The sequence below is a fragment of the Amycolatopsis sp. NPDC049691 genome, from assembly GCF_040675005.1.
Taxonomy (GTDB): Bacteria; Actinomycetota; Actinomycetes; order Mycobacteriales; family Pseudonocardiaceae; genus Amycolatopsis.
Genome location: NZ_JBFANX010000004.1, coordinates 55290 through 78753, shown reverse-complemented (window position 1 = coordinate 78753; position 23464 = coordinate 55290). Strand labels below are relative to the sequence as shown.

Sequence of the window (23464 nt, the reverse complement as noted above, 5' to 3'; positions counted from 1 at the left end):
GCGATTCGCGGACTTGGTTGCCATACGCAAGCAACTTGCTTAGCCTAGCTAAGGGACTTGCGAGCAGAAGGGTTGCACAGTGGCGGAACGCCGGACGTATTCGATCGCGGAGCTGGGGCCGCGGTACAAGTGGATCGCGCTGTCCAACACGACGCTGGGCATGCTGATCGCCACGATCAACTCCTCGATCGTGCTGATCGCGCTGCCCGACATCTTCAAGGGCATCGGCATCAACCCCCTCGAACCGGCCAACACCAGCTACCTGCTGTGGATGATCATGGGCTTCCTCGTGGTCACCGCGGTGTTGGTGGTGAGCTTCGGCAGGCTCGGCGACATGTACGGCCGCGCGAGGATGTACAACCTCGGCTTCGCCGTCTTCACGGTGTCGTCGATCATGCTGGCCATCACGTGGTTCGACGGCGACGCGGCCGCGTTGTGGCTGATCGGCTGGCGGATCGTCCAGGGCGTCGGCGGTGCCTTCCTGATGGCGAACTCCTCGGCCATCCTCACCGACGCCTTCCCGGCCAACCAGCGCGGCCTCGCGCTCGGCATGAACGGCGTCGCGGCGATCGCGGGCTCGTTCCTCGGCCTGGTCGTCGGCGGTGTGCTCGCCCCGGTCGACTGGAACCTGATCTTCCTGGTGTCGGTGCCGTTCGGCGTGATCGGCACGATCTGGGCCTACCTCAAGCTGCACGACACCGGTGTCCGCAAGCACGCGCGGATGGACTGGTGGGGCAACATCACCTTCGCCGTCGGCCTGATCGCGGTGCTCGTCGGCATCACCTACGGCATCCAGCCCCACGGCACGTCGCAGACCGGCTGGACCAGCCCGATGGTGCTCGGCTGCCTGATCGGCGGCGTCGCGGTCCTGGTCGCGTTCGTGGTCATCGAGACCAAGGTCGACAACCCGCTGTTCCGGCTGTCGCTGTTCCGGATCCGCTCGTTCACCTGGGGCAACATCGCGAACCTGACGGCGTCGCTCGGCCGCGGTGGCCTGCAGTTCATCCTGATCATCTGGCTGCAGGGAATCTGGCTGCCGCAGCACGGCTACACGTTCGAGCAGACGCCGCTGTGGGCGGGCATCTACATGCTCCCGATGACGGTCGGGTTCCTGGTGGCCGCGCCGACGTCGGGCATCCTCGCCGACCGCATCGGCAGCCGCCTGCTGGCCTCGGGCGGCCTGCTCATCACGGCGATCACGTTCCTGCTGCTGATCATCCTGCCGGTGAACTTCGACTACTGGGCGTTCGCGGCGATCCTGCTGATCAACGGCATCGGCATGGGCATGTTCTCCTCGCCCAACCGAGCCGAGGTGATGAACAGCCTCCCGGCGGACGCGCGCGGCTCCGGCGCGGGCATGATGACGACGTTCCAGAACGCGGCGATGGTCCTGTCGATCGGCTTCTTCTTCAGCCTGATCATCTCGGGCCTGTCGAGCAGCCTCCCGTCGACGATGCACGACGGCCTGGTCGCCCACGGCGTCCCCGAAGCGGCGGCGGCCCAAGTGGCGAACCTCCCGGCGGTGGCGGTGCTGTTCGCGGCGTTCCTGGGCTACAACCCGATCCAGCAGCTGCTGGGCGGCCAGCTGGCGGCGCTGCCCCCGGACCAGGCGTCGTTCCTGACGGGCCGCAGCTTCTTCCCGAACTTGATTTCGGGGCCGTTCCAGTCGGGCTTGGCGGTGGCGTTCGGCTTCGCGATCGCGGTGTGCTTGATCGGCGCGGTGGCCTCGCTGCTGACGAAGGACGCGCGTCCTTCCGGCGGGGAGTCCGTTGGTGAGGAACTGGCCGCCGTGGCGGGCGAGTCGGGCGGCGGGCCGAGCGAATTGGTGTCGCCGGCGAGCGAACGCTGACGGTGGTTTCCGAAGCCGGGTGCCGCACTTGCGCGGCACCCGGCTTCTCACGTTGGGGGAACGCAGGTGATTCGTGAGCAAGCCCTCGGCGAGCTGCTGGCCGAGGCCGGCACCCGGGCGTCCAGCCGACGTCGACGACTCCCACGCTCTACGGCCGCCGGGAGAACTCCAGTCGCCGGGCCGGACAGCCCTCGGTCGGCTTCGAGGCGGCCTTGCTCGCGCGGGCGCAGATCGACGACCGTCCGCGCGGTGGCTACTGGTTCGAGGTGTTCCTGACGCCCGGCTTCGACCGGGTCATCGCCTGCTTCGGCGTCGCGCGGCCCAAGGCCGGAGCCGCGGAGAAGGCCGCCGAGCTGCTCGAGGCGGGCGTCGCCGACGTGCCGGCCGGTCTCGTGGCCGGGCTGGAGAAGTACCTCGCCACCCGGTACTGGAGGAGCTTCGGGAAGTACGCCGAGCTGGTGCCGTCGTTCCCGTCGCCGGAAGCCGCCCGGTACCTGACCGCCGCGTTGGACCGCGGCCGTGCGGACCCGTCCTTCACCGAGCCCCTCGTCGCGGTCGTCGAGGCCGCGCTGGCCGCTGTCAGCCCGTGACGAGCGCCGGTTCGGCGACCCCGGCCACCGGCGCGGTCTTCCTGTCCCGGCGCCGGGTGATGATCCGGCGGCCGACGTCGATCATCGGGACCTCGACCCAGCGGTAGAGCAGGTCGGCGGCGAACAGCCCGACGATCGTCACGGCGACCGCCGTCAGCGTCCGGTGCGGGGCGAACTGCGGGATCGCACCCGCGAGCGCCACCGCGACGACGCCCTGCATCAGGTACAGCGAGTACGACCGTTCCCCGACGAACCGCATCGGCCGCAGCGCGAGCACCCAGGCCAGCGGCCCGCCGCCGGCGACCAGCGACGGCACCAGCAGCGCCGCGAGCACGATGTAGAGGGTGCCGGTGATCGAGCCGCCCTCGTCGCTCAGGAACTCGGCGATCTCGCCGAACAGGGTCTGGACCGCCACCAGCGCGGTGGCGACCACCAGGCCGGCGACGGGGTGCGTGAACACCCGCAGCGCGGCGAAGCCCTTGCGGTGGTGCAGGACGATCGCCAGCGTGCAGCCGATGAGGATCGGCGAGTACGCGCCGGCGTAGGGCAGGAAGGGGATCAGGGCGAGCATGAGGGCGACGAGGCCGAGGGACAGGCTCAGCCGCTTGACGAAGCCGAGCGCGCCGACACCGAAGGCGAGCAGCGGCCAGACGAGGTAGAACTTCTGCTCGACGCCGAGCGTCCAGGCCTGGCCGAACAGGGCCATCTGGTGGTACTCGCCGAGGAAGGTGAGGTTCCACGGCAGCGCGTCGACGATGCCGCTGTGCCGCAGCCCCAAGCCCCGGAAGTAGGCGAAGACGACGACCACGCCGATGACGACGTAGTAGACGGGCAGGATCCGGAACGCCCGCCGGATGTAGAACTCGGCCAGCGAGACGCGTCCGGTGCGGGCCTCTTCGCGCAGGGCCAGCGTGGTGATGAGGAACCCGGAGAGCACGAAGAAGAGGTGCACGCCGATCCAGCCGTTGGCGCGCACCCAGTTGGGTCCCCCGTAGTGGAAGACGACGACGAGCACGGCGGCGATGGCCCGGACCCCGTCGAGGGCGCCGAATCTTCGGGTGGCCAGGTACTGGTCGTGCGTGATCATCGCGTCCCCTTCACAGGCTGCTCACAGCTGGCTCAATGTAATTGGGCGACGCAGACGTTCATCCGTTAGGGTGACATTTCGGACGTTCGGGCTGGTAGCGCGCTTGATCACGATCGAGAACGGCACGAAAACCAGCTCGCCGGCACGCCGCCGCCATGGGAAAGTTCGTCTCCCGGGATGCGAAGAACTGGAGCAGGCCGACCGATGCCCGTCGACTACGAAGCCTCGTGCGAGGGCGAGTCGTCCCGGCAGGCGGACGGCTCGCGGAGGTTCTCGCCGGAGGTCGAGCAGGTGCTCCCGAGCGGTTCCTGAGTGAGTTCGGCGGTCTGGAGGTAAGGATTTCCGGACCCGGGGTCTCGTCAGCCCGGGAGCCGTTCGAGTTCGACCCGGCGGACCTGCAAGGAGAGGAAGGCCGATTCGCCGGCTGGGGCGCGTCGCTCGGCGAATCCCTGTTCCCTGTCGGCGAGCTCGATGGGGGCCGGTTCTTCCTTGGTGTTTCCGCGGCCGGTGAGGTCCTCCTGGTGGAGACCTGGGTCGCCAGCTTCGGGTTCGGCGACGCCGCGGTGAGCAAAAGCGCCGGTCGTCACGCACGAAAACCCGGCAGGGCGGCGGAAGTGCGCGTTCGGACCCGGCTCAGCGAAGCGGCACCCCTACGGCTTCGCTCCGCATCGTCGGTGACCTACCAGCCGACGGTCGCGCGCTGGATCTTCACTGGGTGCGCCGGCGCTCCGTCCAGTGGCCCGTTCGGGTCGGTCGGGATGATCCCGTCCGCGACCATGTGGTCGAGCGCCTCCATGCCGCGCACCACGCGACCCAGCACGGAGTAGTTCGCCGGGATGTTCGCGAACGAATGCACGATGAAGAACTCGGACCCGTTCGTCCCCGGCCCCTGGTTCCCCATGGCCACGGTCCCGCGCGGGTACGTCTCCGCTCCGGTGACCTCGTCCGGGAACTTGTACCCCGGCCCGCCCCTCTCGACCTCGTAGATGTCCCCGCACTGGAGCACACCCAGACGGGAAGAGTTCGAAAGCCGCCAGCACTGCGAACGGTCGTAGAACCGCTGCAGGATCAGCGAAACCATGTTGTGGACCGCGCAGGGAGCGGCTCCGGCGCGGTTCAGCCGCACGGTCACCGGCCCGTAGTTGAACCGGAACGTCACGTCGACGGTCCCGCGCGTCAACGCGAACGGCAGCGGACGCACGACCGGACGCGCCGCGGGGTTGTCCGGGGTCGGCGTGAACTCGCACCGGGTGACCACCGGGGCAGCCGAAGCTGTGGCCGGCGCGACCAGCAGCGCGCCCAGAACACCGACGAGAGCCAGACCCCAGCGCAGCTTCATGCCGGGGACGTTAGCGAATGACGAACTACTTGCGCCAGGCCGTGCGCTGCTTGCGGATGTCGAGGACCAGCAGCAGGACCAGGAACAGCGCCAGGCCGACCAGCCACACGTTCTCGGTGTTGTTCTCGTGGTTGCCCTTGATCATCACGATCAGGATCACCGCGCTGACCCAGCCGGCGATCCGGGTGGCCTTCGGGAACGAGCCGTGCCAGCCCCAGGCCGCCGACGGCTCGTCGCGCGGGTCGACCTCGGGACGCCGCTTCTCGACCGCCTTGCCTGCCACGATGAACTCCTCAAGACCCATGAACCACGGACGCGCCGATGATCCCACACCTCCGGGTGCGCCGCGGAGACGGCCCGCGTGGTGCCGGCCACTCGCGATGGCCGCGGACCGGGCCGCGCGGGAGCCTCCGGGGACACCGCGATGAGGGGGTGGGCGCCGCGGGACCACCCGGGCAATCTCCGCAGCGCCACGGAGACGGCTCGCGTGGTGCCGGCCACTCGCGATGACCCCGGACCGGAGCCTCCGGGGACACCGCGGTGCGAGGGAAGGCTGCCACGGCACCACCCAGGCAACCTCCGGGTGCGCCGCGGAGAGGCCCCGCGCGACAATGACCCGCGATGACTACCTCGCGAAGCGTTCTCGTGCTCGGCTCCACCGGGTCCATCGGCGTGCAGGCCCTGGACGTCGCGGCCCGCAACCCGCACCTCTTCCGGGTGGCCGGCATCGCGGCGGGCGGTGCCGATCCGGCCGCGCTCGCCGCGCAGGCGCTCGCCCACGGGGTCGAGGCCGTCGCCGTGACCAAGGCCACCGCCGCCGAAGACGTCCAGCTCGCGCTCTACGCCGAGGCCCAAAAGCGCGGCTACGCCCAGGGCGAGTTCAAGCTCCCGAGGCTCTTCGCGGGCTCCGACGCCGTCACCGAGCTGATCGACGCCGTGCCGGTCGACACCGTCCTCAACGCCCTGCCCGGCTCACGCGGCCTCGAGCCGACGCTCAAGGCGCTCGCCACCGGCGCCACCCTCGCGCTCGCGAACAAGGAGTCCCTCATCGCCGGCGGGCCGCTGGTGCTCGCCGCCGCGAAGCCCGGGCAGCTCGTGCCCGTCGACTCCGAGCACTCCGCCATCGCGCAGGCGCTGCGGGCCGGCAAGGAAAACGAAGTCGCCCGGCTCGTCCTCACCGCCTCCGGCGGCCCGTTCCGCGGCCGCAAGCGCGCCGAGCTGGCGGACGTCACCGTCGAACAGGCGATGGCGCACCCGACCTGGTCGATGGGCCCGCTCATCACGATCAACTCCTCGACGCTGGTCAACAAGGGCCTGGAGCTGATCGAGGCGGCGCTGCTGTTCGACATCGCGCCGGAAAAGATCGACGTCACCGTGCACCCGCAGTCGATCGTGCACTCGATGGTGACCTTCACCGACGGCTCGACGATCGCCCAGGCCAGCCCGCCCGACATGCGGCTGCCGATCGCGCTCGCGCTGCACTGGCCCGACCGCGTGCCCGGCGCCGCCCCCGCCTGCACCTGGGACACGGCCGCGACCTGGACGTTCGAGCCGCTGGACAACGAGGCGTTCCCGTCGGTCGAGCTGGCCCGCCACTGCGGCACCGTCGGCGGCTGCCTGCCCGCCGTCTACAACGCCGCGAACGAGGAGCTCGTGTCCGCTTTCCTCGCGCAGAACACCGGCTTCACGTCGATAGTGGACACTGTTTCCGAGGTGGTGGGAGCCGCCGACGAGTGGCGTCGCGAACCGCGCGACGTCGAAGACGTTCTCGCCGCCGAGCGCTGGGCTCGCGCTCGGGCCGGTTCGATCATCGAGGGGAAGTAGCGGGTGCTCGCCTACATCATCGGTGTGGTGCTCTTCGCGCTGGGGATCTGCGTCTCCGTCGCACTGCACGAGGCCGGCCACATGGTCACCGCGAAGGCCTTCGGCATGAAGGTCCGCCGGTACTTCGTGGGCTTCGGACCCACGGTGTTCTCCTGGCGCCGCGGGGAGACCGAGTACGGCCTGAAGTGGATCCCCCTCGGCGGGTTCTGCGACATCGCCGGCATGACCGCGCTCGACGAGGTCACGCCGGACGAGGCGCCGCGCGCGATGTGGCGGTTCAAGACCTGGAAGCGCACCGTCGTGATGTCGGCCGGGTCGATCACCCACTTCATCCTCGGCTTCGTCGTGCTCTACCTGATGGCCGTCACGATGGGCCTGCCGAACCTGGCCCCGACGCAGACCGAGCCGGTGCTGGCCGCGACCTCCTGCGCCCGGTCGACGACGACCGAGGAACAGGCCAAGGACACCAGCTGCCCGCCGGGCGCGCCGACCCCGGCGAAGACGGCCGGCCTGCAGCCCGGCGACAAGGTCCTCTCGGTCGGCGGCAAGCCGGTCGCGACCTGGGACGAGATGCTCGCCACCGTCCAGGCCACCAGCGGCCCGACGGCGTTCCAGGTGCTTCGGGGCGGCCAGACGCTCGACTTCACCGTCGACGTGCCGAAGGTGCAGCGCTGGACCAGCACCGGCGTCAAGACGGTCGGCATGATCGGCGCCTCGGCCCAGCCGCCCGCGCTGACCACGCAGTACGGCCCGGTCGCCGCCGTCGGCGCCACGTTCAGCTTCACCGGCACGATGTTCGCCGAGACGGCCCAGCGGCTCGTCGAGTTCCCCGAGCGCATCCCCGCCGTCGTCACCGCGATCTTCGGCGGCGAGCGCGACCCGAACACCCCGGTCAGCGTCGTCGGCGCGAGCCGGATCGGCGGCGAGGCCGTCCAGCAGGGCATCTGGGTGCTGTTCTTCTTCCTGCTGGCCAGCCTGAACTTCTTCATCGGCGTGTTCAACCTGCTGCCGCTGCTGCCGCTGGACGGTGGGCACATCGCGGTGGTCTGGTACGAGCGCGTCCGCGACTGGATCCGCGGCCTGCGCGGCAAGGCGGCCGGCGGCCCGGTGGACTACACGAAGCTGTCCGGGATCACGATGGTGCTGGTCCTCATCGGCGGCGCGGTCACGCTACTCACGGTGACCGCGGACATCGTCAACCCGATCCGCCTGCAGTAGCGCCCCGCCACGGAGGGGTTCCGGCTCCTCCGTGGCCCGGCACACGGGCCGTAACGCTGCTCACCGTGACGGTTGACATGGTGAAGGTGGCCCGGTCGGGGTAGGTACGCTGGAAGCCGTGACCGTCGCACTCGGTATGCCAGCCCTGCCCCCGCCCGTCCTCTCCGAGCGCCGCAAGACCCGCCAGCTCCACGTGGGCCCGGTCGGCGTCGGCAGCGACTTCCCGATCTCCGTCCAGTCGATGACGACGACGCTCACCTCCGACGTCAACGCGACCCTCCAGCAGATCGCCGAGCTGACCGCCGCGGGCTGCGACATCGTCCGCGTGGCGTGCCCGTCGGCCGACGACGCCGAGGCACTGCCCGCGATCGCGCGCAAGTCGCAGATCCCCGTCATCGCCGACATCCACTTCCAGCCGAAGTACGTGTTCGCGGCGATCGAGGCCGGCTGCGCGGCGGTCCGCGTCAACCCGGGCAACATCCGCAAGTTCGACGACCAGGTCAAGGAGATCGCGCAGGCCGCGAAGGACCACGGCACGCCGATCCGGATCGGCGTCAACGCCGGTTCGCTGGACAAGCGGATCATGGACAAGTACGGCAAGGCGACGCCGGAAGCGCTGGCGGAGTCGGCGCTGTGGGAAGCGTCGCTGTTCGCCGAGCACGACTTCCACGACATCAAGATCTCGGTGAAGCACAACGACCCGGTGGTCATGGTGCGCGCGTACGAGATCCTGGCCGAGCAGTGCGACTACCCGCTGCACCTGGGCGTGACCGAGGCCGGCCCGGCGTTCCAGGGCACCATCAAGTCGGCCGTCGCGTTCGGCGCGCTGCTGCGCCAGGGCATCGGCGACACGATCCGCGTCTCGCTGTCCGCGCCGCCGGTCGAGGAGGTCAAGGTCGGCACGCAGATCCTGCAGTCGTTGAACCTGCGGCCGCGGAAGCTGGAGATCGTGTCGTGCCCGTCGTGCGGGCGCGCGCAGGTCGACGTCTACACCCTCGCCGAGCAGGTCACCGCCGGGCTGGAGGGCATGGAAATCCCGCTGCGCGTGGCCGTCATGGGCTGCGTCGTGAACGGTCCGGGCGAGGCCCGCGAGGCCGACCTGGGTGTCGCTTCCGGCAACGGCAAGGGCCAGATCTTCGTCAAGGGCGAGGTCATCAAGACCGTGCCCGAGCACGCGATCGTCGAGACGCTCATCGAAGAGGCCATGCGCATCGCCGAAGAGGCGGGCGAGTCCCTCGGCGAGGGCGCTCCGGTGGTCACCGCCGGCTGATTTTCGGGGGTCCGGGTGGCGAAGCCCCCGGCCCGGGGCGGAGCCCCGGACGGCACAGCTGACCTGCTCGCGGACGACGTCCTCGAGGTGTTTTCGTGGCCGACTTCGACGCCTCGGGTGTCCACCTGCCGGGTGGCACGCGGCGGCTGCTCCCGGCGTTGCGCGCGGCCGGCTTCAGCTACGACCCGCGGGCCCGCCGCATCCGGCGTGACGGCCACTTCACCGGCACGCTGCCGTTCCGCTACCTGGGTGCGGACGACCGGGCCGGCCCGAACTACACGGGCCAGCCCGCCGTCCGCTCCTACTACGAATCAGCCCTGTAGGTGGTGCTGGGCGGCGTCGCGGATCTGCAGCCGCACGTTCTCCAGCGCGGCCGCCACCTCGTCGATCTGCTGCGCCGCCAGCTGGATCGCGCCCTGGATCGCGGTCGCCGTCGACGTCTCCCCGAGCAGGCCCAGCACCTGCGCCTGCAGGTCTTCGAGGTCGCTCTTGGTGGCGAGCGCGATGCCGGTGGGCACCTGGTCGGCGAGCAGCTCCAGCTGCTGCGCCTGCTCCTGGATCGTCATCGGGGTTCCTTCCGCGGTGGGGACGCACCCTCCGTGTTAGCAGAACCGGAACTGTCGGTGGTGACGTTTACGCTGGCATTCGTGAGCGTGACCTGGGCCATTCACCAGCCGCACCCGGTGGTGCGGCCCCTGGTCACGCGCTACGTCGGGTACGCGCAGGACGAGGTGACGCTGCCGGTCCACCGCGGGCTGCCGTCCCGGCACGTGACGCTCGTCATCAGCCTCGCCGGGCCGGTGCGGACGGCCGGGCACAGCCTCCAGGCGCTGGTCGGCGGCCTGCACACGAGCGCGGTGCTGATCCGGCAGGACCGCCGTCAGGAAGGGCTGCAGCTGGAGCTCGACCCGCTGGGCGTCCGCACGCTCTTCGGCGTCACGGCGGCGGAGCTGAGCGGGGAAGTCGTCGACCTCGCGGAGTTCGGCCTCGGCTCGCTGCCGGATCGGCTGCGGGACCTGCCGTGGTCCGAGCGGTTCGCGCTGCTCGACGACGTCCTGGCCGCCCGGGCCGTCGAACCGGTGGTGCCGCCGCCCGAGCTGGGGGAGGCGTGGCGCCGGATGCGGGGCGCGGACGGGCGGGTGCGCGTCACGGACCTGGCGGGCGAAGTCGGCTGGAGCCGCCGTCACCTGGGGGAGCGGTTCCGCGCGGAGCTGGGCCTCGCCCCGAAGCAGGCGGCGCGGATCCTGCGCTTCGAGCGGGCCGGCCGGCTGCTGCGGCAGGGGCGCACGGACCTGGCCGGGCTGGCCGTCGAGTGCGGCTACTACGACCAGGCCCACCTGACCAACGAGTGGCGCGCGCTGGCCGGGTGCACGCCGGGGACGTGGATCGCCGAGGAGCTCCCGTTCCTCCAAGACGAGGAGGTGGCGGCGGGGCAAGACTCCCGGGCATGACTCCCGAACCGAACGTGTGGCCCGCCCTCCGCTACGACGACGCCCCGGCGGCGGTCCGATTCCTCGTCGACGTCCTGGGCTTCACCGAGACGCTGGTGGTGCCCGAAGGCGACCTGATCGCGCACGCCGAGCTGCGCTGGCCCGAGGGCGGCGCGGTGATGCTGGGCAGCGTCCGCCCACCGGACGGGGTGCACGACGCGATGAAACCCGGCACGGGCGCGGTGTACGTGGTGTCGGACAAGGTGGACGAGATCTACGCGCGAGTGAAGGCGGCGGGCGCGGAGGTGACGGCGGAGCTGACCGACACGGAGTACGGTTCCCACACGTTCAGCCTCCGCGACCCGGAGGGCAACTCCTGGACGATCGGCACCTACCGCGGCGCCCCCTGACCACGACGGCTGCGGGGGAGCGGCTGCGGCTGCCGGCGAGCGGCACGGGCGCGGCTCGCCGGACGGACGGTCTCCGGCGAGCGAGCACGGGCCGCGGCTCGCCGCCGAGCGTGAGCCAGCCCCGCTGCGGCAGCCGCGCGCGGTCCTCTACTGCCCCGATGCCGCCTCCGGAGCCCGAACCGGGCTGTTCATCTCACCGTGTCGACGGCCTCGCGTTCCGTTTACCCGCCGAATCTGGCACCCTGGAGCCCGTGTTGCGGCTTGCAGGTGCACGGCTGCTCGATGATCGGGACTATCCGGCGGTCCGTGCCGCGCTCGCCGCCGACCCGGTGGGCAGCTGCATGGTCAGCGCCCGGGTCGAGGCCGCGGGCCTCGACCCGTGGCGGCTCGGTGGCGAGCTCTGGGCCGCCGACAGCCGGCCCGTTCGCGCCGGGCGGCTCCAAGGGCTGTGCTTCTCCGGGCCCAACCTCATCCCGCTGAGGGGCAACGCCCCCGCGTTGCGCTCCTTCGCCGATCGCGCACTCAGAAGGCAACGCACCTGCTCCTCGCTCGTCGGCCCGGCCGAACAGGTCCTCGGCCTGTGGGACGAGCTCGAAGGCGAGTGGGGCCCGGCCCGCGAGGTCCGCGACGACCAGCCGTTGCTGGCACTGGACACCCAGCCGCTGGTCAAGGCCGATCCGCTGGTCCGCCCGGTCCGGCCGGACGAGCTCGAGCGCTACCTGCCCGCGGCCGTCGCGATGTTCATCGAGGAGGTCGGCGTCGACCCGCGCAGCGGCGACGGCGGCGCCAGCTACCGCGCCCGCGTCACCGAGCTCATCGGCGCCGGCCGCGCCTTCGCCCGCTTCGAGAACGGCGAAGTCGTCTTCAAGGCCGAGATCGGCGCCATGTCGGCGACCGTCGGGCAGATCCAGGGCGTCTGGGTGCACCCCGACCGCCGCGGCGACGGCCTCGGCACCGCCGGCACCGCCGCCGTCGTCAACCGGCTCGTGAAGGGCCTGGGCCGCACCGCGAGCCTGTACGTCAACGCCTTCAACAGCCCCGCCCTCGCGGCCTACCGCAAGATCGGCTTCAAGCAGGTCGGCCAGTACGCGACGGTGCTGTTCTAACCACTCTTCCGTGGCGGTGTTTCGAGCCCGCCGCAAGCCGCTGACCAGGCATGATCCGGCCATGAGTGCACGTCGACACCGTGCTCTCGCGGCGCTGGTGCTGCTCGTCGCCGCGACCACGGCCGGGTGCTCGGGCGACGGTCCCGAGGACGCCCTGTCCGCCTTCCTCGACGCCGTCGCGGCCGGCGACGTCGCCGCCGCGGCCGCGAGCACCGACTCGCCCGACGCGGCCACGACCGTCCTGACCCAGGTCCGCGGCGTGCTCGAACCCGAGGCCCTCGACGTCGACGACGAAGAGGTGAAGGAGCCGGCGAACGGCGACACCGTCACGGCGAGCTACCAGCTCACCTGGCACCTCGCCCAGGGCCGCACCTGGACCTACCGCGCCGACGCCCAGCTGCGCGCGGCCGAGAACGGCTGGCAGGTGCACTGGCAGCCGACGGTCGTGCACCCGCAGCTGGCCGTCGGCCAGACCCTCGGCCTGCTGCCGCAGCTGCCCGAGACCGCGCCCGTCCTGGACCGCGACGGCGTGCCGCTGATGCGCCCGCAGACCGTCATCGGCGTGGTCGTCGACCCGCAGAAGACGGGCAATGCGAGCGCCGTCGCCGGCTCGCTCGCGAAGGCGCTGCACCGCTACGAGCCGTCGGTCACCGGGCGCTCGGTGCTGGACGGCATGAGCAAGACGAAGCCCGGCGACGCCTATTCGGTGATCACCCTGCGCGCCGGGGACTACCAGCGCGTCAAGCCGGTGATCTACGACCTGCCCGGTGTTCGGTTCGCCAGCCAGGAACGGCTGCTGCCGGTCACGCGCGGGTCGGGTCAGCAGGTCCTGCCCGGCATCCGCGCACTGGTCGAGCAGCAGCTGGCCGGCGCGGCGGGCTGGCGGATCGTCACCCGGGACGTCACCGGCGGCGAGGTCTCCGAGCTGAAGGCCGAGCCGCCGCGCCCGTCGCCCGCGGTCACCAGCACGCTCAGCACGAAGGTCCAGGCCGCCGCCGAGAAGGCGCTCGACACCGAGCAGTACCCGGCCGCGCTGGTGGCGATCCAGCCGTCGACCGGGGACATCCTGGCCGTCGCGCAGAACGACGCCGCGAACGACGAAGGCTCGCTGGCCCTGGCCGGGCGGTTCCCGCCGGGCTCGACGTTCAAGATCGTCACGGCGGCGGCCGCGCTGTCGGCGGGTGACGTCGAGGCGGGCAGCGCGGTCGACTGCCCCGGCACGACGACGATCGAGAACCGCGTGATCCCGAACGAAGGCCGGTTCGACCTCGGGCGCGTCCCGCTGAAGACGGCGTTCGCGCGCTCGTGCAACACGACCTTCGCGCGGCTCGCCGCCGGGCTGCCGTCCTCGGCGCTCACGGACGCCGCGCGCTCGTTCGGCATCGGCGCGGACTTCGTCGTCCCCGGCCTGACCACGGTCACCGGCGCGGTCCCGGCCAGCGACTCGGCCGTCCAGCGCGCGGAGAACGGCTTCGGCCAGGGCACGGTGGTGACCAGCCCGTTCGGCATGGCGCTGGCCGCGGCCACCGTCCAGGCGGGGAAGGTCCCGACGCCGTCGATCGTCCGCGGCATGCCCGCGACCACGAAGAACGTCGGCGACGCGCCTTCCCAGGACGTGCTCGACGCGCTGCGCGGGATGATGCGCGAGGTCGTCAAGAACGGCACCGCGACCGGGCTGCGGGACCTCCCCGACGTCGCGGGCAAGACCGGCACCGCCCAGTTCGGCGACGGCTCGCAGTCGCACGGCTGGTTCGTCGGCTACCGCGGCGACCTCGCGTTCGCCGTGCTGCTCACCGAGGCCGGCTCGTCGAAACCGGCGGTGCAGGCCGCGCACCGGTTCCTGGCGGGAATCGGCTGAGCGGGCCGTCGTAAGGTGGGGGCATGTCCGTTCGTGCCCCGCTCGTTCCCGGCGTCCAGACGCCGCGCCGTGCCGTCCCGACCTCCATCGCCCGTCCCGAGTACGTGGACAAGCCGGCGCCGAAACGGGACACGGGCAACGGCGTGCGCACGCCCGAGGTGATCGAGGCGATGCGGGTCGCGAGCCGGATCGCGGCGCAGGCGCTGGAAGAGGGCGGCAAGGCCGTGAAGCCGGGCGCCACCACCGACGACATCGACAAGGTGGTGCACGAGTTCCTGCTCGACCACCACGCCTACCCCTCGACGCTGGGCTACCGCCGCTTCCCGAAGTCGTGCTGCACCTCGCTCAACGAGGTGATCTGCCACGGCATCCCGGACTCGACGGTGATCGAGGACGGCGACATCTGCAACATCGACGTCACCGCCTACATCGGCGGCGTGCACGGCGACACGAACGCGACGTTCCTGGCCGGCGACGTCTCGGAGGAGGCCCGCCTGCTGGTGGAGCGCACCCGCGAGGCGACGATGCGGGCGATCAAGGCGGTCCGGCCGGGCCGTCAGCTGAACGTCATCGGCCGGGTCATCGAGTCCTACGCCAAGCGCTTCGGCTACGGCGTGGTCCGCGACTTCACCGGCCACGGCGTCGGCCCGGCGTTCCACACGCCCCCGACGGTCCTGCACTACGAAGAGCCCTCCGTCGACACGATCATCGAGGAGGGCATGACCTTCACGATCGAGCCGATGATCACGCTGGGCACCATCGACTACGACATCTGGGCCGACGACTGGACCGTCACCACGAAGGACAAGAAGTGGACGGCCCAGTTCGAGCACACCCTCGTGGTGACGGCCGACGGCAGCGAGATCCTCACGCTGCCCTGAAGTCAGTGGCTGGTGGCCTTCTTGTAGCAGCGCACCGAAAGCGGCACGAAGACCACCAGCAGCAGCGCGATCCACAGCACCGACGCGAGCACGGCGTGCTGCATCGGCCAGACGTCGCGCACCGGCATCGCCGCGCTGGTGTTGCCGAACAGCTCCCGGGCCGCCTGGGTGATCGCCGAGACCGGGTTCCAGTCCGCGATCACCCGCAGCGGGGCGGGCAGCCGTCCGCTGTCGACGAACGTGTTGGCCAGGAACGTCAGCGGGAAGATCGCCACGCTCGCCACGTTGTTGAACACCTCGGGCTTGCGCACGGCCAGCCCGAGCGTGCCCATCACCCACGACAACGCGTAGGCGAACGCCAGCAGCAGGAGCACGCCGCCCAGCGCCTCCAGCGGGCTCGTGTGGACGCGCCAGCCGACCAGCAACCCCACGAGCCCCATGATGAGCAGGCTCGTCACGTTGAGGATGAGGTCGGCGGTGGTCCGTCCGATCAGCACCGCGGCCGGGGACATCGGCAGGGATCTGAACCGGTCGATCAGGCCCTTCTGCAGGTCGTCGGTGAGCCCGTAGCCGGTGACGATGCTGCCCATCGCGACCGCCAGGGTGAAGATCCCCGGCAGCATGAACTCGCGGTAGGAGATCCCGGGGATGTCGATCACGCTGCCGAACACGTACCCGAAGAGCAGCACGAACATCACCGGCATGAAGACGATCGACCCGAGCAGGTCCATCGAGCGCAGGATCTTGATCGAGTTGCGCTTGGCGACCGTCACGCCGTCGGTCACGGCCATCTGCACCGCGTTCATCACACGGCCTCCTTCGCGGGTTCGGCCACCTCGTGACCGGTGAGAGACAGGAAAACGTCGTCGAGGGTGGGGCGGCGGACACCGACGTCGCGGACGTCCACGCCGTCGGCGGCGAGCAGCGCCAGCGCTTCGGTAAGCGCTTTCGCGCCGTGGGACACGGGCACGGTGAGCCGGAAGCCCTCGGCCTGCGGCTCGCCGCTGGCCAGCCGGGCGAGCGCCCGCTGCGCGACGACGACGTCGTCGTGCGTGCCGACGGTCAGCTCGATCCGCTCGCCGCCGACGAGGTCCTTGAGCTCGTCGGCGGTGCCGCGGGCGATCACGCGCCCGTGGTCGACGACGGCGATGCTGTCGGCCAGCCGGTCGGCCTCTTCGAGGTACTGGGTGGTGAGCAGCAACGTGGTGCCGTTCGCGACCAGCTCGGTGATGACGTCCCACAGCTCGGTGCGGGCGCGCGGGTCGAGCCCGGTGGTGGGCTCGTCGAGGAACAGCACCGGCGGGTTCGCGACGAGCGCGCCGGCCAGGTCGAGCCGGCGGCGCATGCCGCCGGAGTAGCCCTTCACCGGGCGGTCGGCGGCGTCGGCCAGGCTGAACCGGGCCAGCAGCTCCCGGCCGCGCGCCTTGGCCCGCTTGGTCCCCAGGTGGTACAGCCTGCCGACCATCTCGAGGTTCTCGGCGCCGGTCAGTTCGGGGTCGACGGCGGCGTACTGCCCCGACGCGCCGATGTGCGAACGCAGCTCGGGCGCGTCCTTCACGACGTCGAACCCGGCGACCGTCGCGCGGCCGGCGTCCGGCTTCTGCAGTGTCGTGAGGATCTGGACGGTGGTGGTCTTCCCCGCGCCGTTCGGCCCGAGTACGCCGAGCACAGTGCCTTCGGGCACCGACAAGGTCATCCCGTCGAGCGCGGCGACCTTCCCGTACCTCTTGACCAGTCCCTCGGCCACGATGGCGTCTGGCATTGGATCTTCCCCTTTTCTCGTGGAGTCTCAGGCCCGGCGGATGACGATGTCGCCGGTGTAGGTGTGGGCCTTGACCTCGACGGTCTCGGCGCCGGCGCCCGGGCCGTCGGCGGCGCTGAGCGTGTTGCGCACCGAGCCGGTCAGCGAGTTCAGCTCCAGCCACGCGGCCGTGCCCTCGCGGATGCCGACCTCGATCTCGCCGACGGCGGTCTCGAGCACGACCCGGTCGCGCACGACCTCGCCGAGCCGGATGTCGCCGGAAGCGGTCTTGGCGTGCACGCCGGCGTGGGCGAGGTCGACGAGGATGTCGCCGTTGGCGACGCTCACCCGCAGGTCACCGGTCACTTCGCCGACGCGGGTCTCGCCGTTGGAGTTCTTCAGCACGGCGGTGCCGTCGATCTCGCGGATCCGCAGCTCGCCGGAGCCGGTGCCGACCTCGGCGTGCCCGGTGGCGCGGTCGATGGTGACGTCGCCGGTCGCCGTGCTCGCCTCGAGCCGGGCGGCTTCGTCGAGGTGGATGTCGCCGACGGAGGTCTTGAAGCGGCTGGGGCCGACGCGGCCGGTGACGCGGAAGTCGCCCATCGCGGCGGTGCCGGTGATCTGCGAACCGGCAGGCAGCTCGACGGTGACGTGCAGGGCACCGCTCTTGCCCCAGAGCTTGGTGACGTACTTCGGTCCCTTGACCAGCAGTTCACCGCCGGCGAACTCGACGCGGGTCTTCGCGACGGCCTTGACGTCCTCGCTGTCGCCCGGGTCGGCCGGGGTGACCTCGACGGTCGTCTCCGCGCGGTCGCCGGCGACGATCCGGACGTCGGCGACGCTGAGGTCGATCGTCGCGGTGATCGGCTCTGGGGTGGGGAAAACAGGCATGGCTGCGCCCTCCTGGGGTGCTCGTGGGGCGTCTCCGCAGGTCGGAGACGTGCAGGGAAAAGCGAAAGGGGTTACTGAACCCAGCCGGTGTACTTCTCGCCGAAGACCGATCGGCGCTGGGCCGGGCGGCCGCGGTCGGAGCCGAGCGCGGCGGTCGCGGCCCGGACGAGCCAGGCGTTGGTGGAGAGCCGCTCGCGGCTCGCCGCCTCCTCGACCCGCTGCTTCAGCTGCTCGGGCAGCCGCAGGTTGATCCGGGAGACGGCGCCGTCGTCGGTTTCCGGCGGCGGCGCGACGGGCTCGGGGGCCACCGGCTCGGCGACCGGGGACGGCGGCAGCGTGACGGCGAACTCGGCGTCCCGGCGGCGGAGGCGGACTTCGACGGAGCCGGGCGCGAGGTCGCGGGTGATCTCGTCGGCGGCGGCCGAAAGGGTGTCGAGCAGGGTCAGCCGGATGGCGGCCTCCAGCGGCGAGGCCAGCCGTTCGGCCAGGGCGACAGCGTCCTCGCCGGCCGCCTCGGCGGCTACCGCGAATTCGCGGCGGAGGCTGTCCACGAGTGGTGTCAGGTCCATGGCACAACTATGGCGCCACGATGGCACCACCACAACCCTGAAATGGCACCCTTAAGGGTCAGAAGTGGTGCCAAAAAGAACAAATGTGCTGGTCAGGCGCGGTCGACGCGCTCCAGTAGCTCGTCCAGGAACCCGCAGGCTTCGGCCGCGGCCCGGTCGGGATCGCGCTCGGCGATGGCGTCGGCGAGGCCTTCGTGGCCGATCTCGGGCACGTGGTCCACGCCCGGCGTGATGCTCGACGTCGCCGCCACGCTCGCCGTGATGACCTCCGTCAGCCCGCGGTAGAGCTCGGTGAGCAGCCCGTTGTGCCCGGCGCGCACGACCGCCATGTGGAACTCGGCGTCGGTGTGCGCGAAGTCCTCCCAGCGGCGTTCGCGCAGCTCGGTCTCGCGCCGGGCCAGCAGCGACCACAGCTGCGCGACCTCTTCCTGCGTCCGCGACAACGCGGCCAGCCGGGCGCCTTCGGCTTCGAGCGTGCGCCGAACCTGCAGGACCTCGCGCAGCTCGTCGCCGCAGAGCCGGCGGATCGCCCCGGACACCTCGCTGGTCGCGCGCACGTACGTGCCGTCGCCCTGGCGCACTTCGAGCAGGCCAGTGTGCGCGAGCGCGCGCACGGCTTCGCGGACGGTGTTGCGCCCGACGCCCAGCTGTTCGCCCAGCTCGACCTCGGTCGGGATGCGCGTGCCGAGCGGCCAGTCGCCCTGCGCGACCGCGGTCCGCAGCTGCTCGATGACCTGGTCGACCAGGCCGGTGCGCCGGGTGGTGGCCAGAGGCACAGGAGTCATCCCTTCATCCAATCATCCTACGTATGCGATAGTAGCCGTCATGCGCGTCGAAAACCGTGAACTCGAACTGGACGGCGCCGTGGAGGTCCGGACGCCGGGCGTGGTCGCCGGCGGCGCGCTGCTCGCGGTCGCGGTGGTGCTCACCGCGCTCAACCTGCGTCCGGCCATCACCGGCGTCGGGCCCATGCTCGCCGAAATGCGCGCGGACCTGGGGACGTCCGGGGTCTGGGCGGGCGTGCTCACGACGTTGCCGACGCTCTGCTTCGCCGGCGCCGGGCTGGCCGCGCCGCTGCTCGCGCGCCGGGCCGGCATCGGCGCCGCCATCGCGATCGCGCTGGGCGCGCTCGCCGCCGGGCTGCTGCTGCGCGTGGTCGACGGCCCGGCCGTCGTGCTCGGCGGGACGCTCGTCGCCACCGCCGGGATCGCCCTGATCAACGTGCTCATCCCGGTCGTCATCAAGGACTCCTTCCCGGCCCGCATCGGCGTCATGACCGGCGTCTACACGGCGGCCCTGCAGGGCGGCGGCGCCCTCGGCTCGGCGGTGACCCCGCAGCTCGGCGACGCGTTCGGCGGCTGGCGCCCGGCGTTGGGGAGCTGGGCGGTGCTGGCCGTCGTGGCGCTGCTGGCGTGGATTCTCGCAGCCCGCGGCACCGGCCGGGCGCCGCGGCCCGCCGACGTGGCCGCCGGTGGCCGATCGCTGCTGCGCAACCGGCTCGCCTGGATCGTCACGGTGTTCTTCGGCCTGCAGGCCTTCTACGCCTACGCGGCCATGGGCTGGTTCCCGCAGGTGCTGATGGACGCGGGCGTGCCCCGCGACGACGCCGGCCTGCTGTTCGGCCTGGTCTCGCTGATCGCCGTGCCGATCAGCCTCTTCATCGCACCGATGGCCGCCCGCGCCCGCGGCGGCCAGGGCCCGTGGATCGTGGGCCTGGGCGTGTTCGGCTTCGCCGGGACGACCGGGCTGATGCTCGCGCCGTCGTGGTCGCCGCTGCTGTGGAGCATCCTCGTCGGGCTCGGCATGAGCGTGTTCTCCCTGGCCCTGACCGTGATCGCGCTGCGCGCGCGAACCGGCGCCGACACCGCCCGGCTGTCCGGGATGGCGCAGGGCTTCGGCTACCTGTTCGCCGCGCTCGGGCCGTTCCTCTTCGGCCTGCTGCACGACCTGGCGGCCGGCTGGACCGTGCCGCTGGCGATGCTGCTCGGGCTGCTGGTGGTCCAGGTGGTGTTCGGCGCGCTCGCCGGCCGCCGCCGGTTCGTCTGAAAGCCGGTCAGTCCAGGGGCAGGTTGAGCAGCGCGTTCTCGACCAGTTCCGGCATCGCCGGGTGGATCCAGTACTGGCCACGCGCCATCGAACGCGCGTCCAGGCCGAAGCTCATCGCCTGGATCAGCGGCTGGATCACCGACGACGCCTGCGGCCCGATGATGTGCGCGCCCAGGAGCTTGCCGGTCGCCGGGTCGGCCAGGAGCTTCGCGAAGCCGGTCGTGTCCTCCATCGCCCAGCCGTAGGCGATGCCGGCGTAGTCCTGCTTCGAGACCACATAGGACACACCGAGGTCGCGGGCCTTCTGCTCGGTCAGCCCGACCGACGCGACCTGCGGGTGGGTGAACACCGCGTGCGGCACGAACCGGTGGTCGGCGGTGATCCGCTCGTCCGGGTGCAGCAGGTTGTGCTGCACCACCCGGGCTTCGTGGTTCGCGACGTGCTTCAGCTCGTGCGGCGAGGACAGGTCGCCGAGCGCGTAGATGCCCTCGACCACGGTCTCCTGGTGGTCGTCGACCACGACGTGCCCACTGTCCATTGTGGTCACCCCGGTGGCCGCCACGTCCAGCAGGTCGGAGTTCGGGCGGCGGCCGGTGGCGATCAGCAGGAGGTCGGCCTCGACGGTCTCGGCGCCCTGCGGACCCTCGAGGTCCAGCGCCACCCCGGCCTCGGTCTTGCGCGCCCGGACGGTCTTGCGGTCCAGGCGGACGTCGAAGCGTTCCGCGGCCAGCTCGGTGAACCGCGCGCTGACGTCCTCGTCCTCCGAGCGCAGCAGGCGCCCGGACCGGTTGACCAGCGTGACCCGCACTCCGAACGACGCGAAGACGTGCGCGAACTCGGCCGCGATGTACCCGCCGCCGAGGATGACGATCCGTTCGGGCAGCTCGTCGAGGCGCATCACCGTGTCGGACGTGTAGTACTCGACGTCGCTCAGACCCGGGATGTCCGGGATCACCGGCCGCCCGCCCGCGGCGAGCACGAACTTGTCGGCGGTCAGGACCTCGTCGGGGCGGCCGTCGGCGAAGCTGACGCGCAGCTCCTTGTGCCCGGTGAAGCGCGCGGTGCCCTCGTAGACGTCGACGTCCTTGTTGTCCTCGTGGCTGCGGCGGTACTCCGCGCCACCGGCGGCGATCGGGTCGATGCGGCCGAAGATCCGGTCGCGGATGTCGCGCCAGCGGACGCCCTTCAGCTCTTCGTCGACGCCGTACTTCGCGCTGTGCGAAGGCGTGTACGCGACATCGGCGGCGTACACGAACATCTTGGTCGGGATGCAGCCGACGTTCAGGCAGGTGCCGCCGAAGGTGCCCTTCTCCACGATCGCCGTCTTCTTGCCGGCGAAGCCGGGGCCGAGGATGGAGTTCCCCGATCCCGTCCCGACGATCACCAGGTCGTAGTGGGGCACTGCATCCTCCGCGGGGATTGGGTCCGGTCGATTCACCCTAGCCAACCGGCTCGGCGGAGCTGGTGTTCCCCGATGTGCTTAACGTCGTATTACGAGGTCAGTGGCCGGTCGCGGTGAAGTGCATCCGGTCCTTCGGGCTGGTCCAGGCCCCGCCCCACGTCCACCCGATCGCGGCGAACGCGCGCACGGTCGCGTCGCCGGCCAGCACCATGCCCGGGCGGCGGTTCGCGCGGTCGAGGTAGGCCGAGGCCAGTTCGGGCAGCACGAGGTCGCCCTGGCTGTAGGGGTTGCAGAACGGGTTGACGTCGACCGCGAGCCCGTACGCGTGTGCCGACCAGGTCGTCTGCCCGCGGGCCGGGCGGCAGACGAAGGCGCTGGTGCTGTTGCCGTCGCCGGTCGGCGGGGCGGTCAGCTCGGCGGGGCTCGTCACGCGCATTTCCTCGAGCGGGAAGTGCGCGGCGAAGAGCTGGCCGAACACCTTCGTGATCCCGGCCGCGCCCTTCGCGTTGACCAGCATCTCGCCGGTGTGCGCGCGGCCGTCGAACCCCCAGAACGACATGGTCAGGTAACGCAGGTCGGCCGCTTTGACGGGGCAGGCGGCCTGCCAGGTGCTGCGCGCGAGCACGTCGGACGGGACGGCACCGATCGTCGACGCGTACCGGTCGCCGGCCGGCGGCAGCAGGACGTCTTTTGTCGGAAGTGCCCGGTTCACCAGTTCGGGTGGCGTCGGCTCGATCTCGCCGAAGCCGTCGGGGCGGAGGGGGAGCGGGTGGGCACCCACCTGCCAGGTGACGGCCGGTGCGCCCGACGCCGTCGTGACCTTCGCCGGGGCCGAGGTCGCCGTGGTCGCTGTGGTCGTCGTGGTCGGAGAAGGCGCAGGCTGCGGCGTCGAGGGCGGTTCCGCCGAGCACGCGGCCGTCGTCAGGGCCAGGATCGCCCCGAGTACCGCCGCCGCTCTCCGCCGCATCCGGCCAGCTTGGCAGAGGCGTGTGTTCGGCGCGGAGTCCACCCGTTCCAGTGACACCGTTTTGGGCCCCCTCGGATTAGGGTATTGAGCGCACGTCGTTCACGCACCGGAGTCATCCGGGTGCCGACTGCTCTGTCTCGTGCTGCTCCGAAGAGGGGAAAGTCCCATGTCCGTGAAGTCCCGCCGATCCCTGCTGCTCGCGAGCGGCGCGCTCCTCGCGGTCGCCGCGGTGGCCGTCCCGGTGGTGGTCGGCACGGCGTCGGCGGACCCGGCTTCGGCCAACCAGCCCCGGATCGTGGGCGGCGACAAGGCTTCCCTGGCGGACCACCCGTACGCGGTGTACTTGACGGACGCGGGCGGAAACCAGTTCTGCGGCGCGGTGATCGTCAGCTCGACGGCGGTCGCGACGGCGGCGCACTGCGCCAAGGCGGTGGCGAAGCAGGACGTCCGCGTGGTGGCGGGCCGCGAGGACAAGCGCACGGACGAGGGTGACGTCCTCGGCGTCTCGAAGGTCTGGATCGGCAAGGGGTACAGCGATCCGACCCAGGGCGACGACATCGCGGTGCTGACCGTCCGCGGCCAGCTGAACTACCGGCCCGCGAAGCTGCCCGACGGCAACGACCCGGCGTACCGCGAAGGCACCCAGGCGACGGTGCTCGGCTGGGGCCGCATCGCCGACGGCGGCGACCGCTCCGACTACCTGCGCAGCGCCCAGGTCCCGGTGGTCTCGGACAGCGCCTGCCGCTCCGACTACTCGGTGTACGACCAGAAGACCATGGTCTGCGCGGGGTACGAGCAGGGTGGGGTCGACGCGTGCCAGGGCGACTCGGGCGGCCCGCTCGTCGTGGGCGACACGCTGATCGGGATCGTGTCCTTCGGCGACGGCTGCGGCAAACCGGGAAAGCCGGGCGTCTACACGCGCGTCTCGGCGTACACGGCCGACATCGAGGCCCAGGCCAAGCCCCGCCTCCTCGGCTGAGCGTGAT

24 protein-coding genes and 1 pseudogene are annotated in these 23464 nt (G+C 71.3%); 14 read left to right on the top strand and 11 right to left on the bottom strand.

The genetic code is table 11. The annotated features are described in order from the left end of the window. The first annotated feature begins 79 nt into the window (after positions 1-79). Positions 80-1849 (top strand): MFS transporter, encoded by a 1770-nt coding sequence (locus AB0J40_RS10200; protein ID WP_364450266.1) that lies wholly within the window; start codon positions 80-82, stop codon positions 1847-1849. 212 nt (positions 1850-2061) lie between these two features. After that, complete coding sequence (locus tag AB0J40_RS10195) at positions 2062-2439, top strand: hypothetical protein (protein ID WP_364450263.1); 378 nt, start codon at positions 2062-2064, stop codon at positions 2437-2439. Here the strand turns inward: AB0J40_RS10195 and AB0J40_RS10190 are convergent. Beyond that, the gene (locus AB0J40_RS10190; RefSeq protein ID WP_364450260.1) at positions 2429-3526 is read right to left on the bottom strand and encodes an acyltransferase; all 1098 of its coding nucleotides are present in this window, start codon (positions 3524-3526) and stop codon (positions 2429-2431) included. The two genes, AB0J40_RS10195 and AB0J40_RS10190, sit on opposite strands and share 11 nt — an antisense overlap. Positions 3527-3834: 308 nt before the next feature. On the opposite strand from AB0J40_RS10190, the pseudogene AB0J40_RS10185 reads away from it, so the two are divergent. Further along, a pseudogene (locus AB0J40_RS10185) lies at positions 3835-3993 on the top strand (SUKH-3 domain-containing protein); the annotation flags it as partial. Between the two features lie 212 nt (positions 3994-4205). On the opposite strand, the gene AB0J40_RS10180 reads toward AB0J40_RS10185, so the two are convergent. Both AB0J40_RS10180 and AB0J40_RS10175 read right to left on the bottom strand, forming a co-directional pair. Beyond that, complete coding sequence (locus AB0J40_RS10180) at positions 4206-4865, bottom strand: peptidylprolyl isomerase (protein WP_364450258.1); 660 nt, start codon at positions 4863-4865, stop codon at positions 4206-4208. A 25-nt stretch (positions 4866-4890) separates the two neighbouring features. Then, positions 4891-5148 (bottom strand): DUF2631 domain-containing protein, encoded by a 258-nt coding sequence (locus tag AB0J40_RS10175; RefSeq protein WP_091389979.1) that lies wholly within the window; start codon positions 5146-5148, stop codon positions 4891-4893. A 338-nt stretch (positions 5149-5486) separates the two neighbouring features. Here AB0J40_RS10175 and dxr point away from each other — a divergent pair, with 338 nt between their 5' ends. The 4 genes from dxr (at position 5487) to AB0J40_RS10155 (ending at position 9500) form a co-directional block, all read left to right on the top strand. Continuing rightward, complete coding sequence (dxr, locus tag AB0J40_RS10170; protein WP_364450255.1) at positions 5487-6689, top strand: 1-deoxy-D-xylulose-5-phosphate reductoisomerase; 1203 nt, start codon at positions 5487-5489, stop codon at positions 6687-6689. A 3-nt stretch (positions 6690-6692) separates the two neighbouring features. Continuing rightward, positions 6693-7907 carry a site-2 protease family protein gene (locus tag AB0J40_RS10165; RefSeq protein WP_364450252.1) on the top strand — a complete coding sequence of 405 codons (1215 nt, stop codon included), beginning with the start codon at positions 6693-6695 and terminating at the stop codon, positions 7905-7907. 136 nt (positions 7908-8043) lie between these two features. Continuing rightward, entirely contained in the window at positions 8044-9177 is a 1134-nt protein-coding gene (gene ispG, locus AB0J40_RS10160) for a flavodoxin-dependent (E)-4-hydroxy-3-methylbut-2-enyl-diphosphate synthase (protein ID WP_364451345.1), read from the top strand. 95 nt (positions 9178-9272) lie between these two features. Then, entirely contained in the window at positions 9273-9500 is a 228-nt protein-coding gene (locus AB0J40_RS10155) for a hypothetical protein (RefSeq protein ID WP_364450249.1), read from the top strand. Here AB0J40_RS10155 and AB0J40_RS10150 read toward each other — a convergent pair. Further along, on the bottom strand, positions 9489-9743 hold the full coding sequence (locus AB0J40_RS10150) for a hypothetical protein (RefSeq protein ID WP_072480890.1): 255 nt from the start codon (positions 9741-9743) through the stop codon (positions 9489-9491). The genes AB0J40_RS10155 and AB0J40_RS10150 overlap by 12 nt on opposite strands. A gap of 81 nt (positions 9744-9824) precedes the next feature. Here AB0J40_RS10150 and AB0J40_RS10145 point away from each other — a divergent pair, with 81 nt between their 5' ends. The 5 genes from AB0J40_RS10145 (at position 9825) to map (ending at position 14862) form a co-directional block, all read left to right on the top strand. Next, complete coding sequence (locus AB0J40_RS10145) at positions 9825-10628, top strand: AraC family transcriptional regulator (RefSeq protein WP_364450246.1); 804 nt, start codon at positions 9825-9827, stop codon at positions 10626-10628. Continuing rightward, positions 10625-11017, top strand: coding sequence for a VOC family protein (locus AB0J40_RS10140; RefSeq protein WP_364450243.1), 393 nt, complete (start codon positions 10625-10627; stop codon positions 11015-11017). Before AB0J40_RS10145 ends, AB0J40_RS10140 begins: the two co-directional genes overlap by 4 nt. 251 nt (positions 11018-11268) lie before the next feature. Then, entirely contained in the window at positions 11269-12123 is an 855-nt protein-coding gene (locus AB0J40_RS10135) for a GNAT family N-acetyltransferase (protein WP_364450240.1), read from the top strand. Between the two features lie 61 nt (positions 12124-12184). After that, entirely contained in the window at positions 12185-13981 is a 1797-nt protein-coding gene (locus AB0J40_RS10130; protein ID WP_364450238.1) for a penicillin-binding transpeptidase domain-containing protein, read from the top strand. Between the two features lie 23 nt (positions 13982-14004). Continuing rightward, positions 14005-14862 carry a type I methionyl aminopeptidase gene (map, locus tag AB0J40_RS10125; protein WP_364450235.1) on the top strand — a complete coding sequence of 286 codons (858 nt, stop codon included), beginning with the start codon at positions 14005-14007 and terminating at the stop codon, positions 14860-14862. Positions 14863-14864: 2 nt separating this feature from the next. On the opposite strand, the gene AB0J40_RS10120 is transcribed toward map, so the two are convergent. The 5 genes from AB0J40_RS10120 to AB0J40_RS10100 all read right to left on the bottom strand — a co-directional run bounded on the left by AB0J40_RS10120 (position 14865) and on the right by AB0J40_RS10100 (position 18839). Beyond that, complete coding sequence (locus AB0J40_RS10120; RefSeq protein ID WP_364450233.1) at positions 14865-15668, bottom strand: ABC transporter permease; 804 nt, start codon at positions 15666-15668, stop codon at positions 14865-14867. Then, positions 15668-16624, bottom strand: coding sequence for an ATP-binding cassette domain-containing protein (locus AB0J40_RS10115; protein ID WP_364450230.1), 957 nt, complete (start codon positions 16622-16624; stop codon positions 15668-15670). Before AB0J40_RS10115 ends, AB0J40_RS10120 begins: the two co-directional genes overlap by 1 nt. A 27-nt stretch (positions 16625-16651) precedes the next feature. Continuing rightward, the gene (locus tag AB0J40_RS10110; RefSeq protein ID WP_364450227.1) at positions 16652-17494 is read right to left on the bottom strand and encodes a DUF4097 family beta strand repeat-containing protein; all 843 of its coding nucleotides are present in this window, start codon (positions 17492-17494) and stop codon (positions 16652-16654) included. A gap of 71 nt (positions 17495-17565) precedes the next feature. Continuing rightward, a complete protein-coding gene (locus AB0J40_RS10105; RefSeq protein ID WP_364450224.1) occupies positions 17566-18063 on the bottom strand; it encodes a hypothetical protein in 498 nt (165 codons plus the stop codon). A 92-nt stretch (positions 18064-18155) separates the two neighbouring features. Beyond that, positions 18156-18839, bottom strand: coding sequence for a FadR/GntR family transcriptional regulator (locus AB0J40_RS10100; protein WP_364451343.1), 684 nt, complete (start codon positions 18837-18839; stop codon positions 18156-18158). A gap of 49 nt (positions 18840-18888) precedes the next feature. Between AB0J40_RS10100 and AB0J40_RS10095 the strand changes: the two genes are divergently transcribed. Further along, positions 18889-20109, top strand: a complete 1221-nt coding sequence (locus tag AB0J40_RS10095) for an MFS transporter (RefSeq protein ID WP_364450222.1) — start codon at positions 18889-18891, stop codon at positions 20107-20109. A 7-nt stretch (positions 20110-20116) separates the two neighbouring features. On the opposite strand, the gene AB0J40_RS10090 is transcribed toward AB0J40_RS10095, so the two are convergent. Together AB0J40_RS10090 and AB0J40_RS10085 are read right to left on the bottom strand one after the other, a co-directional pair. Continuing rightward, complete coding sequence (locus AB0J40_RS10090; RefSeq protein ID WP_364450219.1) at positions 20117-21511, bottom strand: mycothione reductase; 1395 nt, start codon at positions 21509-21511, stop codon at positions 20117-20119. A 97-nt stretch (positions 21512-21608) separates the two neighbouring features. After that, positions 21609-22478: a M15 family metallopeptidase gene (locus AB0J40_RS10085; RefSeq protein WP_364450216.1), complete on the bottom strand. Its 870-nt coding sequence runs from the start codon at positions 22476-22478 to the stop codon at positions 21609-21611. A gap of 166 nt (positions 22479-22644) precedes the next feature. Between AB0J40_RS10085 and AB0J40_RS10080 the strand changes: the two genes are divergently transcribed. Beyond that, positions 22645-23457: a serine protease gene (locus AB0J40_RS10080; RefSeq protein ID WP_364450213.1), complete on the top strand. Its 813-nt coding sequence runs from the start codon at positions 22645-22647 to the stop codon at positions 23455-23457. Positions 23458-23464: the final 7 nt, after the last annotated feature.

What these genes read in the sequence shown, in the direction of transcription:
- AB0J40_RS10190 (WP_364450260.1), bottom strand. Translation starts at nt 3,526, where the DNA reads ATGATCACGCACGACCAGTACCTGGCCACCCGAAGATTCGGCGCCCTC.
- AB0J40_RS10180 (WP_364450258.1), bottom strand. Translation starts at nt 4,865, where the DNA reads ATGAAGCTGCGCTGGGGTCTGGCTCTCGTCGGTGTTCTGGGCGCGCTG.
- dxr (WP_364450255.1), top strand. Translation starts at nt 5,487, where the DNA reads ATGACTACCTCGCGAAGCGTTCTCGTGCTCGGCTCCACCGGGTCCATC.
- ispG (WP_364451345.1), top strand. Translation starts at nt 8,044, where the DNA reads ATGCCAGCCCTGCCCCCGCCCGTCCTCTCCGAGCGCCGCAAGACCCGC.
- AB0J40_RS10150 (WP_072480890.1), bottom strand. Translation starts at nt 9,743, where the DNA reads ATGACGATCCAGGAGCAGGCGCAGCAGCTGGAGCTGCTCGCCGACCAG.
- AB0J40_RS10140 (WP_364450243.1), top strand. Translation starts at nt 10,625, where the DNA reads ATGACTCCCGAACCGAACGTGTGGCCCGCCCTCCGCTACGACGACGCC.
- AB0J40_RS10130 (WP_364450238.1), top strand. Translation starts at nt 12,185, where the DNA reads ATGAGTGCACGTCGACACCGTGCTCTCGCGGCGCTGGTGCTGCTCGTC.
- map (WP_364450235.1), top strand. Translation starts at nt 14,005, where the DNA reads ATGTCCGTTCGTGCCCCGCTCGTTCCCGGCGTCCAGACGCCGCGCCGT.
- AB0J40_RS10120 (WP_364450233.1), bottom strand. Translation starts at nt 15,668, where the DNA reads ATGAACGCGGTGCAGATGGCCGTGACCGACGGCGTGACGGTCGCCAAG.
- AB0J40_RS10115 (WP_364450230.1), bottom strand. Translation starts at nt 16,624, where the DNA reads ATGCCAGACGCCATCGTGGCCGAGGGACTGGTCAAGAGGTACGGGAAG.
- AB0J40_RS10110 (WP_364450227.1), bottom strand. Translation starts at nt 17,494, where the DNA reads ATGCCTGTTTTCCCCACCCCAGAGCCGATCACCGCGACGATCGACCTC.
- AB0J40_RS10105 (WP_364450224.1), bottom strand. Translation starts at nt 18,063, where the DNA reads ATGGACCTGACACCACTCGTGGACAGCCTCCGCCGCGAATTCGCGGTA.
- AB0J40_RS10095 (WP_364450222.1), top strand. Translation starts at nt 18,889, where the DNA reads ATGCGCGTCGAAAACCGTGAACTCGAACTGGACGGCGCCGTGGAGGTC.
- AB0J40_RS10085 (WP_364450216.1), bottom strand. Translation starts at nt 22,478, where the DNA reads ATGCGGCGGAGAGCGGCGGCGGTACTCGGGGCGATCCTGGCCCTGACG.
- AB0J40_RS10080 (WP_364450213.1), top strand. Translation starts at nt 22,645, where the DNA reads ATGTCCGTGAAGTCCCGCCGATCCCTGCTGCTCGCGAGCGGCGCGCTC.